This is a genomic window from Dyadobacter sp. CY261, from assembly GCF_021440085.1.
In the GTDB taxonomy this organism is placed as follows: Bacteria; Bacteroidota; Bacteroidia; order Cytophagales; family Spirosomataceae; genus Dyadobacter.
Window position 1 is genome coordinate 1 of sequence record NZ_JAKCPW010000038.1, and the last position, 17,089, is coordinate 17,089.

Consider the following 17,089-nt stretch of genomic DNA (forward strand, 5'->3'; position numbering starts at 1 on the left):
ACTACTGAAAGAAAATGCCGTGAAAAAAGAAGAATTAACTGTCACAATGAACAACTGAGTCTAAATCGCACCACTCTAAAAATGGGAAGCCTACAATGAATGTCTCACGAACAAGCGTTTTTTAAGACAAAAGTACCTTGGACGTGTATGATGGCCAATAGATTTGCTTTTGACACATTGTTAATTAAGTATATAATTTAGTTACTTGCAGTAATAAGCCGAGAAATTGAAATTAACTTTCAGTATCACACAAATCATCACGACCAGTTCCGCATGAAACTAACCCTACTTTCACTATCCATCGTCCTTTTGTTGATCTCTTGCACCAAAAAGGATAACATTGAGCCTGATGTAATAATCGATCCGACCAATGAACTTGTGGGAACAACTTGGCAAAGAACTCTTAATCCGGATCTATTTAATTATCTAGAATTCAAAACTGGTAAGGAAGTAGCATTTTCGTCAAAATGGAATGGCGAGCTGTCAACCGCTCTTATTCGGCCCCACACCTTAAATGAGAAAAAAGTCGTATATACCAGCGATGGCTTCAACTACACAGGAACAATTTCCGGTGACACTTTGGCCGTAATGGGTACTGCGGGATTCTTGATGATCTACGTGAAAATAAAATAAAGGTGGACTTACGATTGGACGCGAACTCTTACTTATAGGTTTGAATATTTGTTTTCTTACAATACGTCCGAAATCTGCGCCAGATTTGGACAGGCAGGCGGGGAATACAGTCTCACGTTCGAGAGTTTTGGGAGAAGCTCCGTATCAGACGACAGTCAAATTTTTTATGGGCTCTGTAGGCATCTCCAACCGCTCGGCGGCTACAGAAGAAGAACCGCTGGTAGTTGTCAGCATAATTCATCAACTTCATCCAATTAAGCTAATCATTTGTTCTAGCGTACTTTACTAGCCGCAAAGTTTAACTGACGAATTGACCCATGCTGCTTGAACTATCTGATACACAACTGGGTGCAATCATTTTAGTGATTGTGCTGCCACTGCTTTACCTATTGGCGCGGGTGGCGGCCAAGATCGCCGAGGCCAGCACGGCTCGTTTGCTGGCCCCTCTTGCCCCACCCATCGAGGGTAAAATAGAAAAGACCCGGATTCGAGGCCGTTACAGGGGTCGCGACATACTGGTTTCCTTTTCACCCGACCAATCGGTTGGTACCGGCGAGAGTGCCACCCGGATCAACGCCTTCATCATTGAGGCCCTTCATGTGGCTGGTCGCCAAGACTGGCACCTGCAATTTTATATAACAGGTTGGCTGGGACAAGGCCCAAAAAAATTGATTATTCATGCACAGGATCAAGCCCTGCAAGAACGGCTGCGCCAATCGGATGTTTTACAGACCGTCAGTGAGGTAAGTGCCCCGACTCAAAGTTACGTTACGATACGGTACCAGGCTCGGTCGCAGCGATTGACCTATACGGATGATGTTTCCCCTGAGAAGGTACCCTCCCTCGAACACTACGCCCTGCAGCTGGCCTTAGTAGACCATCTAGTAGCCATCAATACGTCAGTAAACCCGATCACCATCGGCTGATTTGACTAGTTTAGAGGTACTAGTTGATAAACCCAGCTTGCAAGTTGCTAATTGACTTGTGACTTTTTCTTTCGTAAATCCGCAAGCTGCTGAAATGGGCTTTATCAAAAGGTAAAGAAGCCTCTTTGTCTCGTTTGGGAGGGTTTTCTGAGATTGTCAGAATTTGCCTTCGGATAACTCATTTTATGTTAGGTGATTTTTACGGGAGGAAGGACGGCATTGGCTTTTTGAGAAAGTTCTTGGGATAGTACAAGGAGAACGCATTCGCACAGTGCGTCCAGGAGGGACGTTATTTGGGAAGTTTAGATCATCTTTTACTATCTTTCAAAAACTTATATACGTAAAAGAATGCTAAAAACTAAAATGCTCTTGCTTTTGCCCGCTTTTTGGGCATGTTTATTTGACGAGACAATAACCATTGTTAAACAACGAGCTGAGTATTGGAGTGGAAATCTGAACGCTGCTAATGAAGGAAATCCAGTTGGCGCAGCATTCATGAAATACCATGTTTCCGGAATATTCATAATCTCTGCTGCCTGGCCTATTTTGATAGCTATTATTGGTTATTACTTGCCGGACAGGTTATTAAAAATATTTGTTTTATTCATTGTGATGATTCATACCTGGGGAGCTTCAACATGGATTAGCCATTACTATGGATTTTGGTTTGTCATCATTTTTGTAGCTGCTAATTCGGTGTTATTTATTAAAATGGAGGAAATCTATTCAGAACGCATACATGATCCATCACTTACTTATAAAAATAAAGTGTAGCCTGAATCTCACTTCTCCAATTAGCTCGGAATGCAGCTCTATCTAAAGACGTCGGATCCGTACGACTGGTTTGAACCGTGATCAGTAATTGAAGAGTGTCTCATGTTCGAGCGATTTGTGAGACACCTGCGCCTGATAACGCTTAGCAGGTAAACGTCGTCTATATTAGTATTTCATTTTAGATGATTGCAGGCTACCGTAGCCGACAGCTCTTACCCGGAGTTGGAAAACTGATTTATGTCAACCAATAGAATATGAGGGTAGTTGGCGACTTATAAGTTGGAAGGAGTGTACAAGGGAAGTGCGGATTTTCAAAGCATGCAACGAAATATTTGATTATTGGGTCTAGATAATAAACTTTGCCTTTAACATGAATAGACTGTTTTGGGTTGCTCGGCTTTTATGTATTTTCGCAATAGCGGTTTGGGGAGCTGGTTGCGATAATGTTGATTGTCAAGCTCCACCTTCGCAAATCGCCATCCAAATAATGGATGATGCGCTTATCTATCCTGCCGATTTAGATACTGCTGCAAGGGTGAAGGTATCATACCAAATAAATAACCAACAAAAGTACGTTGCCGATTTAGTCAGGCTGGGAGATGTATTTCTTTCTTCAATGCTTATCGAGGACTCCCGCAGGGCCAACGATCCAGAATTTTCCTTCGAATTAAATGGCCGGGTTTTGGCTACGATAAAGATGGAAACTTATATTAATAATGCAAAATGTAACGGTTGGGCGAGTATCTCGAAAGTTTATCAAAACGGAGAAGTTGTTTCAAGGTCACCAAACTGGGCCTATCTACTAAAATAATTATTGCGTTCCCGAACCTCGGTCATCATTAATACTTACTGACTTTTTACCAGAAATAGTTGACGTGTAAACCGTAGTGCCATACTGGAAGACTGAAAGAACATTGCCTTTACACAGGCTGTATCTCAATAAGAGGGAATTTTGAGAATAAATCTGAGGATAATCTGTTTTGGAAAGTAATTAAGTGTCAGCCAAAGTTGACGGTAGCGCAAAGCCGCAAATACCGTCTACTTTTCTTTTTTTAGAAAAATTATATCGTTCACTTCTGGCTCCAATGCTCCTGAAACGGAAATTATTTTACCTTCTGTATTCATGCTAAAGTGTAACCTGCCTCCTGGAACAGCGGCTCTAAAAGTGTCGAAGTTTAGGTGTTTGAAAAAAATAGATCGTCCATTGTAGATGGCTTGAAGTGTATCATTTTGATTAAATACCTGGATCATCCCGTAAGCAGGATGAATATAATAGCCTGTATAGTCCAGTGGCGGATGAGTTAATGGTTTTCCCACCGTCCGTCTTTGTAAAGTTGATACCGTCATGTTTTTGGGCTGTCTTGCTAGGATAAGGCCGTTCCAATCTTTGTAAGGCAACGAGAGTATTTTATCTGCAATGCAATTGGTAATGATCTCAGAAATCGTTGCATCGAACTTATTCACCAGCACCACAATGCCCACGCTGTCAGTTGGAAAGAAACAAGTGGTAGAGGAGAATAAAGGGAGGTCTCCCCCATGCGTTACTTGATAATGGCCTCGATAAGAGGCAATATTCCACCCATAGCCGTAGTCTCCAAAATAGGCATCTGGATAAGCCGGCAACCCAGATCGAGGCCGGGATGGGGCACTCATTTGAGGAGAAGTCGCTTCCCGAACAAACTGCGGCGAGAGTACTTGCTTACCTTTGTAGGTGCCCTCATTTAGTAAGGCTATTAACCAATTGGCCATATCGTTAACCGATGCATTCATGCTTCCGGCGGCATTCGCTCCATCACTGCCAAGGGTACCTTTGATGAGGGTATCGTTTCTGACGGTATATCCCAAAGAATATTCAGGGGCTTTAGTAAGGTCAGAGATTAAACAGTTGGTGTTGTTCATCTCCAGGGGGGCTAATATCTTTTCTTTCATGTAGGCTTCCCAGGTCTTACCTGTCAGTTTTTGCACCAGTCCACCAAGTACAGTGTACATCAGGTTACAATACTTCAGTTGCTCCCGAAAGCCGGCTGAGGGTTCTAAAAATCGGATGCGGTAAACGATGCTGTCCAACGACAGGGGCACCTTAGATGCTGTAAGCCAGTCATGGCGGGGTAAACCCGTGCGATGGGTGAGCATATCTTTAACAGTAACATAGTTTGTCAATAACTCATTGTTAAAAACAAGTTCCGGGTAATAATGGTGTACCGGTTGATTGATATTAAGTTTGCCATTGGTGACAAGTGTGCCAATCAGCTGGGCTGTAAAAGCTTTCGTGCAGGAGGCAATGGAAAAAACAGTGTTCGGTGTTACGGGTAATTTATTGTCAAGATCCCTATACCCAAATCCCTTCGCGTAAATCACCTTGTTCTTTTCGACCACAGCCACCGCACAACCGGCTACATGCCAATCTCGAAGTACACGATTTACCATCGTGTCAATTCCAGCTAGTCGTTGGTCATCACTAGCAGTTTGTGCTCTGGTTTGAGTAAATAGCACGAGGAGGGAGCCTACTAGTAAAATAAATTTGTCCATACAACACTTAATGATTAAGTCTTTCTAAGGTCAAGACGATTGAGGGCTCCAAACGTTACAAGGAAGAGTAATAAAATAGATTAATCCTTGGATATTCTGCCTCCAATGCGAGCATGTGGCAGTGACAACTTTATCGGGCAATTTACCCTATTGTTGATGCATCCCGACGATTTTATCGTCGCTTTTAACGTTCGAATTCGATTCATTGGGAGTGCTAACACAAAATACGACACCCATAGATTTTCCATGGCAGGCGGCGACCTTAGGTCAGTAGCTCTTGTTCCTATCTGTCGTTTATCGTCGTACGCGGATGCGGTGGTTTAAATGAAATTTTGACGGCAACGGCACATATATGTTTGGAGCTAATGAACAACTATCAAAGTTCAATATACCCTATGTAATGGAGCACTAACTGTACACACAAATTTCAAAAAGAAGGCATGCGGCTACAAAACCAAATGTGAGGGCGCTTTTCCGGCCGAACATTTTGAGGATAATGGCTTGTGCCCATTAAGGTCATGATCGCCGGTCCATTTTACCTTAACGCTATTCTCCGTCCATCTACTAAAAGAACTCCATCTCTTAACCGAACATTTGGCGTCCGGTTTCGGACACCAAATGTTCGGTTGATTATTTTTAAGTCGCTAATTCATAGTATTTTATAGTATTTTCATTTCTTGGCACATTGTTTTTTCTACAAATGTTGAATATATAGGCTATGATAAGAAACTCGCTAGGTGAATTCGAAGAGGTTGTCCTGTTGACCGTTGCGGTTCTGCATGAAGGAGCGTATGGCTCAGCTATTACAGACGAGCTTGAAAAGCAAACGGGCCGGAGCGTCAGTCTCAGTGCGGTACACGCTGTCTTGCACCGGTTAGAGCAGAAGGCTATGCTTAGCTCCCGACTGGGTGAAGCTACCGCCGAACGTGGAGGCCGCAGGAAGCGATTGTTTTCTGTTACAGTGCTTGGCCACCGGACCTTGCAAGGCATACGTGAAACCCGTAACCGTTTGTGGGAGTCCATTTTGCCTAAAACTTTACAAGGATTGGGCATATGAAAACGCAACCACCACGTTGGGCACAGCGACTGCTAGAATACTTCTGCGATGAACGCCTGTTTGAAGAGATAGAGGGTGATTTGCAGGAACGTTTTCAACGCAGGTTAAACTTGCTGGGTGAGCAGCAGGCCCGGCGGCAATACATCCGGGAGGCGTTAGGTTTTGTACGATCCTTTGCCTTTAAGCGTAAACCTAAGACTTCTTCTTCCACTCATCTATTTAGCGCAGATATGATACGTAATTATTTCAAACTCGCCTTCCGTAGCCTTTTTAATCAGAAGGTTACCAGTTTTATCAATATTGGCGGACTGGCCGTCGGAATGGCGTTTGCTATTTTGATCGGCTTGTGGGTCCAGTATGAAATGAGTTTTGATTCATTTCACCCAAACGGTGACAGAATCGCCCTGGTCATGAAACATACGCTATTTAATGGTCAGAAAAAGAGCCAGGAAGTTACGCCTTTGCCCCTGTTTTATGAGCTGCAAAACAATTACCCGGAAGTGAAACGGATTTCGCGGATGGATCTGGGCAGCCAGCATAGTTTGTCGGCGAATGGGAATAGCCTGGTTGTCAAAGACGGCGCATTTGTCGATCCGGATTTCCTGGAAATGTTCGACTTTCCTGTTACAGCGGGTACTGCAAAAACTGCATTGAAGGATCCGTACTCCATTATCCTGACCCGCGCTCTGGCAAAAGCATTATTTGGCAAAGCAAACCCGATTGGGAAAATTGTCAAACTGGACAATGCCTATGACATCCAGGTAACCGGAATTGCAGAAGCTTTGCCCAAAAATTCTTCGATCCAGTTCGACTTCCTGGTACCCTTCGAATTTGGCGTAGCGGTTTCTGATTTTTTAAAAAACAACAAAACCAACTGGGGCAACAATTTTCTAAAGACGGTGGTCGAACTGAAGGAAGGTTCGGATATGCAGGCTTTTTCCAAAAAAATTGGCCCGCTGAATGTTCAGAAGGACAAAAGCATTAAAAATCAGACCTTGTTCTTACATCCGCTGAGCCAATGGCATTTGCGTGGTAACTATGTCAATTGGGTCAACACAGGTGGTAAAATTGTCTATGTCCGGTTATTTGGAATTATTGGAATTGTAGTGTTATTGATTGCCTGCATCAATTTCATGAACCTCTCGACGGCGCGCTCGGAAAAAAGGGCGAAAGAAGTCGGCGTCCGCAAAGCGGTAGGATCTGCACATAACCAATTGGTCCTGCAATTCTTGTGTGAATCGGTACTTACCGCTTTTATTGCGTTCCTGGTTTCGCTGTTGCTGATCAAGCTGATCATGCCGCAACTCAAAGACCTTGGGTTTGAGAATGTCCATTTCGACCTGAATAATTTCAATTTATTGGGCTCAGTGTTGTTGATATGTTTGTTTACCGGGGTTCTTTCAGGTAGTTATCCGGCTTTTTATCTATCCTCTTTCAAGCCTGTTTTGGTTTTAAAAGGCAAGTTCAGTCCTGGAAACAGGTCCATCAACGTGAGGAAAGTGCTGGTTGTTTCCCAGTTTGCTGTTTCCATCGGCCTGATCATCAGTACGGTCATTGTTTACAAGCAAATCAGCTATGCCAGAGACCGACCGGTAGGCTATCGGACCGACAACCTGATCTCGATCGATGCTTCTAAGGACCTCACCAAGAATTTTGTGCCGCTCAAACAAGACCTGCTCAACAGCGGTTTTATCGAGGCGGTATCCAAAGCTTCCCAGCCGATGACGCGTATTTACAACCGGTGGAGCGATTTCTCCTGGACGGGAAAAGAGCCGGGTTCCGATATTGCGCTCGATGCATTGATGACCGAATGGGATTTCGAGAAAGCGGCTGGATTGAAGTTCATGCAGGGAAGACCTTTTTCAAGAGAATACAAAACCGACTCCAATGCCGTCATTTTGAATGAGGCAGCGCTGAAAGTGATTGGTTACAAGGATCCGGTTGGTAAAACCATGCGTTCCGGCGACCGGGTTATTACCATCGTCGGTATCGTCGAAAATCTGATCCTGGAAGATCCGTACCAGCCCGTTTATCCACTTGCGATTTTGTTCAATCCCGAAGCAGTCAATAACATTTTTTTGAGGCTCAAACCAGGTAGTGACTTAAAAAAGGCCCTGGCAGAAGCTCATGCTATTTTCAAGAGATATAATCCTTCGATGCCGTTTGAATACAGCTTTGTGGATCAGGAATTTGATAAAAAATTTGCTACCGAAAACCAGGTAGGCAAGCTCGCTGCAATCCTGGCCGGCATTGCGATTTTTATTTCGTGTTTGGGATTGTATGGGCTGGCTTCATTCACTGCCGAGCAGCGCACCAAGGAAATGGGTATCCGCAAAGTATTGGGTGCGTCTTTTGCCAATCTGTTCCAGATTCTTTCCAAGGAATTTATTGTGCTCATCCTGATCTCCTGCCTAATTTCTATACCCATCGCCTGGTATTTCATGAATGACTGGCTACGGAAATATTACTATCGAACTGAAATTTCCTGGTGGATTTTTGCTGCATCAGGCTTGGGGGCATTATGTATAACTTTACTGACAGTTAGTTTTCAAAGTATTAAGGCAGCACTGGTGAACCCGGTGAAAAGTTTGCGTAGTGAATAAACTGTAACCGTTGACCTCCTGCTGCGGACACCCCTCGTCTTCAAGCCCAATGGGCAGTTTAGCGGCTGCCAAAAGTGCCTTGTTAACTCAAAACAGTTTGAATTGTCATTTACTAGTTTCATCGGCCGAGGCATTGAGGGAGACGGCCTCCTTTAAGTGTGCTCATAAAAATCCAAACAGAGGTTGATGAAGCAATAGCGGATGATGAAAAGTTAGCCCGCAATGCATAACCGTGGATTGGATTGACATGTCAAAATTTCGGTTGTGCGGTGACAATTACGAAAAAAGGCCTTACAAGGGTTCGCAGATTGGCGAAATTCGGCAGAATCACCCTTTTAAATCCTGTTTTAATGCTTGGAAAGTTCGAAGCATTAAAATCAGAATTAGTGGCAAGCTTTGCGGTTGACATGTATTGTAAAGGATCTTTGGAAAAGTAGCACACCATTCATGCTCAGCTAATGAATGATGTGCTTAACAATCCTCGCTACTTAATATGGAGGTTTTTCTTACAAATGGGCGAAAAACGGCCCTAAGTAACTATAAGGTTAGGTATTACTCTTCTCGATCAGCCAGAGCGGATTTAAAACCAAAATTCTTGCTCCGGCCACCCAATCGAAAGCCAGTCCGTACTGATTGAGGCCCCCCTGCGCCCAGCCGTCGTTGAATCCCAGATACATACACCCATAATACTTTTTGGTGGCTGGCAGAAACCATAGGCGGGTTGCCGGATTGGAGTAATCCTCGTTGTTAAAAAACAGCGTCCGCTTCGCATCCGACAAGACAACTATAGTGCAGTAAAAAGCGGCTCCAAGTGGATAGAACACCGCTATCAGGAACAAACAGGCACGCCACGAACGGCCAAAGATGAAGCGTTTCAAGTAGCTAAAATGCATCAGATCAGGTTTTATAAATAGGTGCCGTAGCTTTTCTAATCGTTGCGGACTTGTCAAACGAGTGAATTCACAAACGATTTTATGGATAGGAATGACTGCCGGGAACGCTTCGATGAAGCACCCATCGGGCTGGGGTGGCACCCGCCTTTAGGGGCTTTTTACTCGTTTCGCAAACTCTTCACCGGATTTAGTAAAGCCGCTTTGATGCTCTGATAGCTCACCGTCAGCAACGTAACGAGCAAAGCGCCCACGCCTGAAACTGCGAAAATCCACCAGGAAATTTCGGTATGGTACGAATATTTCTGAAGCCAGCCGCTGAGGAAGTAATAGGCGATGACCGTAGCGATGCCAAACGCGATAAGCACCAACACTACAAAATCTTTGGAGAGCAATCCCCATACATTCAGAACTGAAGCACCCAACACTTTGCGAACACCGATTTCTTTGGTGCGCTTTTCTGCCATGAAGGAGGCAAGACCAAACAAACCCAGACAGGAAATTAAAATAGCCAGCGTTGCAAATACAGAAGCCAGCTTACCAACACGTTCTTCTGCCGCGAATTTTAACCCATATTCAGTGTCGGCAAACTTGTAATCAAAAGGCACGGAAGGCACAGTGTGTTTGAAGGTCGTCTCCATTTTAGACAAAGCATCCCTCATGCTTACGGTAGGATTAAGCCTTACAGTCATCCAAGTATTGGCCTGGTCGTAATTGGCTATGTACACCATTTGTTTTACAGGCTCGAACGGCGACTCCATCAGCATATTTTTTATTACGCCAATTATCTGGAAATGAAGGCCTTCATATTTTATAAACTCGCCAACCGGGTTTTTTAAACCCATGTATCTTACAGCCGCTTCATTTACTATAATACTGTAAACTGCGTTAGGACTACGCTGCGCGCTTACGGTATCCGTTGCATATTGTGTTGAAAAGTCCCGCCCTGCGGCAAACTGCCAGCCTACCGTTTTGCCGTAATCGTGCGTCACCCATATTGTACCGAATCCCTAAGTTTTGTTGGGGTCTTTGCCTTTCCATTCAAACCCGCTGTTGTTTGACCATACGCCTGTTAGCGGACTGTTGGAACAAGCCATCTGCTCGATGATACCTGCGCTTTTCAGTTCGTTGTACAGCACACTGAATTTATTTTTCACATCGGGCGATTTCATTTCTATCATCAGCAAGCCATTCCTGTTATAGCCGACCGGTCGGTCCTTGGCATATTGTATCTGCCGATAGACCATGATGGTCCCGATGATGAGGGCAATGGATACCGTGAATTGTGTGACAACCAATGCCTTTCGCGGAAGCGATGAAAACCTGCCCGCCGTAAATGTTCCTTTTAAAACGGTAACGGGGTTGAACGAAGATAAATAAAGCGCAGGATAGCTGCCTGACAATAAGCTGGTAACGACAACGAAGGCCGCGCTGATGAGCCAGAAGTAAGCGTTTTGCCAGGGAATAGTCATACGCTTGTTCGCCAGTTCATTAAACCACGGCAAGGCAATTGCTGAAAGAAGGATGGCGATAAAAAAGGAGATGGTGACTGTTAAAAAAGACTCGCTTAAAAATTGAGTTGTTAACTGACCACGCCATGAACCAACTGCTTTACGAATACCTACTTCCTTTGCCCGTTTTTCACTGCGCGCGGTGCTTAAATTCATAAAGTTGATGCAGGCCAGCAGCAACACAAATACACCGATAATACCAAACAGCCATACATAATCAATGCGACCGCCTGTATTCACATCGCCCTTCCATTCTGAATACAAATGCCAGCGGCTCATCGGGTTTAAAAAAACCTGTAGGTTGTATTTCTTGTCTTCTTCACTCACATGTGCCTGCCAAACACCTTTAATCTTGGCTGAAACGGCTTCCATCGTCGTGTTGGGCTGCAACTGCACATACATTCGGAAGGAACTGTTACCCCATTGGTTGGCAGCATCCCGCATCCATTTGTTATTGGACAGCATAAGGTCCCACGTAGAAAGAAACTGCGTGCCACTGAATTCTGTATTATAGGGAAGGTCTTCATATACACCCGTAACCTTAACATCCATTTGGTTATCGATACGTAGCGTTTTATTCAGCGCATCTGCATCACCAAACAGTGCTTTTGCCGCCGAAGCGGAAAGCAGGATCGAATTCATATCCTTCAAGCCGCCATAAGTGCCCTGCAACATATCCAGCGATAACATTTCCGGCGCTCCTTCTTGCATGAACCGGCCAACCTGCGAAATATTTTTTGCGCCTATTGATAAAATATGATTCTCATCTGAGCGTGACATAACAATGCTCTTAAAATCGCTGCCATATTTATTACGTAGTTCTGCTTCCAGTGGTCGTGGCAATTCTGATGTGGCAAAAGCATCTCCGTTAAAGTTTCCTTTGGTCATCACCTTCGCAATGCTGTCGTAATTCGGATGGTATTGGTTGAAACTGAACTCATCATAAATCCAAAGCCCAATGAGCATCGCCACAGCCATTCCGACGGCTAAGCCACCAATGTTTATTCCCGAATACACCCGGTTCTTGACCAGATTGCGGAGAGCGATTTTGATGTTGTTTTTAAACATGAGTGTAGTTTCAAGCTGCGTGTATACTATAGGTTTTTTTTCTAGCTTTTACCCAACCCGGGCGTCAGACTACCTCAATTGGTCTTAAAGTAGTTTTGTAGCATGATAGTCGGTTAATTGGATTTATCAAGTTGATAGGTTCAACTATTGTACCATAGTTACAAAACCAGCCTATTGGCTTTAATCGCCATATGACGGATGATAACTGTACGATTTTGGACAATTTACACGAAGAAGTGTCCGCTTCTATAGGGGGTCGAAATGAAAAGAGAAAAGTATGAGATTTAGTATAGGTTGTTTTTAAGTGGTTGGGGTACTACTGTCTGTGAATTTTAGAAATGTTTTGCACCGTTTTAACGGTGATTTTTTGCAGTGCTAGGTTTGTTTAACAGCGGTTGTCTCAGGTGATGTAAATGATGTTGCCTGCGGTACGAGGTAACTGTTGACAGTTCCAGATCTGCATTGCACCTAACGATAAAATTTTTATCTACAATAGAGTATACAAGGCTTAAACGTGCATCTTTTGTTTGATAGTCAATAACTTATGCAAATAATAACAAGCGTATGATAAATGTTCTAATGTCTCTTTTGTTATTTGGATCACTCAAATATCCTGCTCCAACAAATGTGCCTGAGAGTGTCGATAGTGTATTTCATGCTTTTAGGTTTGAAAACTTCAGAGAAAGTGTCATTTACTTTCGAAATAAAACGTCTCGTAAAGTATTAGTGAATTATCACTTAGGATTCGGTAAATTACAGTTTATCAATGGTCATGGTGACACACTTCTGCTCACTAATAAGTATTTGATAGATCGCATAATAGTAAGTGGATGCGAGTTTATACTTGCTCCCAAAGATGAAGATAATGACCTAGAAATTGTATCTGCTTTCTCACAGGGTAGAATTGGCATGATCACCAAGTATGTTGATAATACTAATCCGGCATCTACTTCGTCCCAAAAATATTTAGACAACCCATCTTCTTCAATACCTACCTCTCTCTATATTTCTAATGCCAACAGTGAATTTCACTGGCAAAACACTGTCTTACCATTGAAGCGCCGTTTGAAAACAACATATCATTTCGTCGATTCTAACGGTATTATTTCATTAGTTTCACAAAAAAGCCTTTTTAAGCTTTATGCTAAAAAAAATAAGGATATAAAAAGATATCTGAGATCCACTGCCATAGACTTTTCAAATTTACTTGATATTCAAAGGGTTGTTTCATACTTAGATGCAGATAACTAAACAGTAGCAACACGTCACAATATGTGTTTTCGCAAATAAAATCAACAGCGTTATTCGTTGGCAATAAAAATTATCCTGATGATCCGCTGAAAAAACCCTGCAATGCTTGTTCAAATTTTTCCTGAACCTTTAATCTGAAACAACAATGATGAAACAATACATGTTTACCGTGCTTGCTGCCTTGTTTTTGACACAAGTAGGAATTGCCCAATCTACCGGCACCTTCACTGACTCGCGCGATGGTCAAACGTATAAAACGATGAGCTTTAAGGAAGACTCAACCGGCAAAACCGTCACCTGGTTGGCACAAAACCTGAACTATAAAGTGGAAGGCAGCTATGCTTATGATGATAATGAAAATAATCGGAAGGAGCTGGGCTTGCTTTACACCTGGGAGGCAGCGAAAAAAGCCTGCCCCGGCGGCTGGCATTTAGCGACGGATAGCGAATGGGCTATTCTTGTGAATCATTTTGGCGGCAAGGACAGCGCCGGTGAAGCGTTAAAAAGCACCAAAGGCTGGAATGAGGACGGTAACGGTACAAATAGCAGCGGGTTCGACGCGCCAGCAGGAGGTCACCGGAAACCTGATGGCAGTTATTTTGCCCAAGGTGTTTTAGGTATCTTTTGGACGTCCACACTTACTAATTCGGTTGATAAAGTCTGGGGGTGGAACTTTCACTATGGCGGCCCTCCAAGTAGCAATAAACAAAATTTAAAAAAAGCGTTCCGTTGGGATGTTCAAGTTTCTGTCGGAATCTCAGTTCGTTTGGTCCGAGATTAAGGCAAGCCATTAGCTTTTTGCAACGACTATGTCGAGTTACGACACTTCCCTGAATATCACTCAAAAACACTTTCCTTTATTTACGCCATCTCATAGGCACATAGAAAGGAAAGCAAAGTATAAATACGAGCCAGCTTACGATCTTGTTTTTCATGGTTCTACATCTAACGATTTATAAATGATCCTGCGCCCGTTTGTTATACCAAATAACCGGAAAGGGTAGAATATAATTATGCGTATCCAGCGAAGTAGCTTTTTCATAGCCATGTAGTTTTCTAAAGAAAGATACTGAGAATCAACCACTATTCCAACCTTGTCCCAACTGCTATGTAGTTGCCATTCAGTGAGACACCGATTACTTTCCCATTGGTTCCGGATCGGCAGCTGCACCGGGTGAATCGCTTCTTCTTTTGCCTTCTGGCTTGGCCCTCCATGGCAGCTTTACCGACGCGGACCCAAACCGTATTGCAGTATTTTGCCTTGTCCTGGATTTCTTTTCCCTTCAATTGCCAGTCGTAAAGCCTATATCAGGGCAATTTAATTTTAAAATTTTCGTGCAAAAGAGTCCTGAAGTTCACACAGGTCAGCCAAACAACAACAGATGATTGCTTCTGTCTCAAATTGTCATCTTATATATCAACGTCTCATATTTTGCCCTCGCATGAGTTGTATGAGAATTTATAATTTGAATTTACTTAGACTGTGACCGGCGCAAACGAAAGTTACAAAGCAAAAAATGACGGCTGCAAGCCTGCACTCCGTCATCCGGCTTTTTAGCTAAACTCGCATTTGCCCGCCGCACCTTAAACCGCCGGATGGGCTTGCACCAAAGGGCTTCGCCCCGTCATTTCTTCTTTGAGTGGAAGGCTGCGATTGCCCTGTGCACGAAGCTAGGGCTTTAGCTACTTAAATGCCTTTCAATCATGAACGATTTCGAGAAAGCTCCACGAATCTACGTTGGTACTTATGGTCAATACAACAACGGTTCACTGTTTGGTAAATGGTTTGACCTTTCAGATTACGAAAACCTCAAAGACTTTCTGCAAGACTGCTTCGAATTCCACCGGAATGAGCTGGATCCGGAATTGATGTTTCAAGACTGGGAGAACATACCGGACTTTCTCATCTCTGAATGCAGCCTGCACCAGATTGCTTTCGCATACTTTGAAGCTATCAGCGAAATGGATGAAGATACCGCCGAAGCATTTGAGATCTATAGCAACCACATTAACAGCTGGCCCTCCAATGGATATGAGTTGGAAGATCAACTCGAATGTTTCAGGGAGTACTACCGCGGCTATTTTGGAGACGCGATGAGAGATGCCGCGCTCGAATATGCCTATCAATATGTTGAAGATACAGGGATGCTGTCTGGCGTGCCAGCTGCGCTCGAACAGTACTTTGACTATGAAGCCTTCGCAAGGGACCTATTTCTAGATGGTCATAGCGAGTACGATGGTCACATCTTCATAGACTATTGAGACATGTTTGAGCTGCACGATGCTGATTGGCATTGTGCAGCTTTTCTTCTTTTTATTCCGCGGGGAACAATGAGAAAAGAAAACCCGACAGTCGGGACTATTTTCAGCCGTTGAGTGAACGCAATGGATACCGATTCCCTCGCGCACTCTGAAATGGTCAAACACGAAAACAAAACAGACAATGGTAGGAGAGGATAAGAAAAGCGAGAGGGATGCCGCTGTTTACGCGGGCCAGCTGGTCACACTGGCTGATCTAGAAAAGTTTAAAGATCATATGCTGGATGAATTGCGAAAAATGCTGAAATCCAGCAGCCCGGCCCAAACCAAGCAATGGCTCAAATCCAGGGAGGTGAGAAAACTGCTGGATATATCGCCGGGTAAACTTCAACTGCTGCGCGCAAACCGTCAGCTGGGCTTTATGCGGATTGGTGGGGTAATTTATTATGATCGTCAGGACATCGAAAAAATGTTTGAACGTTTCAAGACACCCATGGGCAAATGAAAAAAAGCTCAGCACAGCAACGAATGGATTCGGTAGCCAGGTCCCGCTCAGTTGGCATCAGGTCAGCGTTTACTTTTGCCAACAATCAGCTTCAAATAAACCGGCAACGGACTTCTTTAGGTATTATCAGCAGCGCAAATGGCTAAACGATCATGGGAGGCCCTTGCGAAATTGGAAAAAGCTTGCCTGGACATGGATCTGGTACAGGGCTTAGTATGAATGACGAGCACAAATTCAACCTATTGATAAGACATATAATAACAAGGAAGCCGTGACCGATCCTGGACACGGCTTCGCTTGTTTAGGCTACTCGGCGCAGGCTGCCGGTCTTTGAGAATAGCTTCAGTCTTACCTTCGCCACATTCTCGCTGATCCGGGATTTTCTCACGCGGCAATACCTCATCGTCGTCCGGATGTTCTTGTGGCCAAGCATCTTGCTAACATCTTCGAGCGGCACACCATTGTTGAGCATCATATCTGCAAAGAAATGCCGGGCATCATGGGTGTCAAGTTTTCTGATACTTCCTGTAATGTCGCGGATATCACACAGGTCTGCAATCTCCTTTAAATAGGTATTGTAGCGAAAATTGCTGTTTACCGGGATTAGTTTGTCAAAGGTGATGCAGTACGGATGATCTTTGTATTTCTGGATCAGCTCATCGACGATCGGCAGGATAGGCACCATTTCGCCGACCTGTGTCTTTCCGCGTTTGCGCACCAACCAGCGTTCCCTGGTTGTGCCAACCAGCACAATACTGTCACGGGTCAGGTTATAGATATCCTGATAGGCAAATCCAGTGAAGCACTGGAAGATGAAGGCATCTCGGACTTCTGCGAGCCTTTCGACATGCATCTTCTTGCGGTAAATACGCTCGACCTGCTCGAATTCCAGCGGGATTACCTCTACTGTAATACTCCCCAAAATTGAGGCCATCGGTTAAGTTTAGTAACTTGACATTAAACCGATGAAACAATGAAACAAAGCCGGAGGAAATTCACAGCAAAATTCAAGGCAATGGTGGCTGTTGAAGCCTTGAAAGAACGAGAGTCGTTGAGCGAATTAGCGACCAGATTCGAAATTCA

General features: G+C 44.0%; 15 protein-coding genes. 10 read left to right on the top strand and 5 right to left on the bottom strand.

The window, feature by feature from the left end:
- Nucleotides 1–273 precede the first annotated feature (273 nt).
- The 4 genes from LZD49_RS34695 (at nucleotide 274) to LZD49_RS34710 (ending at nucleotide 3,144) form a co-directional block, all read left to right on the top strand.
- Complete coding sequence (locus tag LZD49_RS34695) at nucleotides 274–633, top strand: hypothetical protein (RefSeq protein WP_234673137.1); 360 nt, start codon at nucleotides 274–276, stop codon at nucleotides 631–633.
- 317 nt (nucleotides 634–950) lie between these two features.
- Complete coding sequence (locus LZD49_RS34700) at nucleotides 951–1,559, top strand: hypothetical protein (protein WP_234673139.1); 609 nt, start codon at nucleotides 951–953, stop codon at nucleotides 1,557–1,559.
- A 348-nt stretch (nucleotides 1,560–1,907) separates the two neighbouring features.
- Complete coding sequence (locus tag LZD49_RS34705; protein ID WP_234673140.1) at nucleotides 1,908–2,333, top strand: hypothetical protein; 426 nt, start codon at nucleotides 1,908–1,910, stop codon at nucleotides 2,331–2,333.
- Between the two features lie 370 nt (nucleotides 2,334–2,703).
- The gene (locus LZD49_RS34710; RefSeq protein ID WP_234673143.1) at nucleotides 2,704–3,144 is read left to right on the top strand and encodes a hypothetical protein; all 441 of its coding nucleotides are present in this window, start codon (nucleotides 2,704–2,706) and stop codon (nucleotides 3,142–3,144) included.
- A gap of 227 nt (nucleotides 3,145–3,371) precedes the next feature.
- Here the strand turns inward: LZD49_RS34710 and LZD49_RS34715 are convergent, their stop codons facing one another.
- Complete coding sequence (locus LZD49_RS34715; RefSeq protein WP_234673145.1) at nucleotides 3,372–4,862, bottom strand: serine hydrolase; 1,491 nt, start codon at nucleotides 4,860–4,862, stop codon at nucleotides 3,372–3,374.
- 718 nt (nucleotides 4,863–5,580) lie between these two features.
- On the opposite strand from LZD49_RS34715, the gene LZD49_RS34720 reads away from it, so the two are divergent.
- Both LZD49_RS34720 and LZD49_RS34725 read left to right on the top strand, forming a co-directional pair.
- On the top strand, nucleotides 5,581–5,919 hold the full coding sequence (locus LZD49_RS34720; protein WP_234673148.1) for a PadR family transcriptional regulator: 339 nt from the start codon (nucleotides 5,581–5,583) through the stop codon (nucleotides 5,917–5,919).
- Nucleotides 5,916–8,522 (top strand): ABC transporter permease, encoded by a 2,607-nt coding sequence (locus LZD49_RS34725; RefSeq protein WP_234673150.1) that lies wholly within the window; start codon nucleotides 5,916–5,918, stop codon nucleotides 8,520–8,522. The genes LZD49_RS34720 and LZD49_RS34725 overlap by 4 nt, the downstream gene beginning before the upstream one ends.
- A gap of 545 nt (nucleotides 8,523–9,067) precedes the next feature.
- Here LZD49_RS34725 and LZD49_RS34730 read toward each other — a convergent pair.
- The 3 genes from LZD49_RS34730 to LZD49_RS35930 form a co-directional block, all read right to left on the bottom strand.
- Complete coding sequence (locus LZD49_RS34730) at nucleotides 9,068–9,415, bottom strand: hypothetical protein (RefSeq protein ID WP_234673152.1); 348 nt, start codon at nucleotides 9,413–9,415, stop codon at nucleotides 9,068–9,070.
- Nucleotides 9,416–9,573: 158 nt separating this feature from the next.
- Nucleotides 9,574–10,404: an FtsX-like permease family protein gene (locus LZD49_RS35925; RefSeq protein WP_310590528.1), complete on the bottom strand. Its 831-nt coding sequence runs from the start codon at nucleotides 10,402–10,404 to the stop codon at nucleotides 9,574–9,576.
- 18 nt (nucleotides 10,405–10,422) lie between these two features.
- Nucleotides 10,423–11,991: an ABC transporter permease gene (locus LZD49_RS35930; protein ID WP_310590529.1), complete on the bottom strand. Its 1,569-nt coding sequence runs from the start codon at nucleotides 11,989–11,991 to the stop codon at nucleotides 10,423–10,425.
- Nucleotides 11,992–12,555: 564 nt separating this feature from the next.
- Between LZD49_RS35930 and LZD49_RS34740 the strand changes: the two genes are divergently transcribed.
- The 4 genes from LZD49_RS34740 to LZD49_RS34755 all read left to right on the top strand — a co-directional run bounded on the left by LZD49_RS34740 (nucleotide 12,556) and on the right by LZD49_RS34755 (nucleotide 16,006).
- Nucleotides 12,556–13,242 (top strand): hypothetical protein, encoded by a 687-nt coding sequence (locus LZD49_RS34740; RefSeq protein ID WP_234673154.1) that lies wholly within the window; start codon nucleotides 12,556–12,558, stop codon nucleotides 13,240–13,242.
- 145 nt (nucleotides 13,243–13,387) lie between these two features.
- Nucleotides 13,388–14,023 carry an FISUMP domain-containing protein gene (locus LZD49_RS34745; RefSeq protein WP_234673156.1) on the top strand — a complete coding sequence of 212 codons (636 nt, stop codon included), beginning with the start codon at nucleotides 13,388–13,390 and terminating at the stop codon, nucleotides 14,021–14,023.
- Between the two features lie 923 nt (nucleotides 14,024–14,946).
- Nucleotides 14,947–15,504, top strand: a complete 558-nt coding sequence (locus tag LZD49_RS34750) for an antirestriction protein ArdA (protein WP_234673158.1) — start codon at nucleotides 14,947–14,949, stop codon at nucleotides 15,502–15,504.
- 181 nt (nucleotides 15,505–15,685) lie between these two features.
- Nucleotides 15,686–16,006 carry a helix-turn-helix domain-containing protein gene (locus LZD49_RS34755; RefSeq protein ID WP_234673159.1) on the top strand — a complete coding sequence of 107 codons (321 nt, stop codon included), beginning with the start codon at nucleotides 15,686–15,688 and terminating at the stop codon, nucleotides 16,004–16,006.
- 301 nt (nucleotides 16,007–16,307) lie between these two features.
- On the opposite strand, the gene LZD49_RS34760 is transcribed toward LZD49_RS34755, so the two are convergent.
- On the bottom strand, nucleotides 16,308–16,940 hold the full coding sequence (locus LZD49_RS34760; protein WP_234673161.1) for a site-specific integrase: 633 nt from the start codon (nucleotides 16,938–16,940) through the stop codon (nucleotides 16,308–16,310).
- Nucleotides 16,941–17,089: the final 149 nt, after the last annotated feature.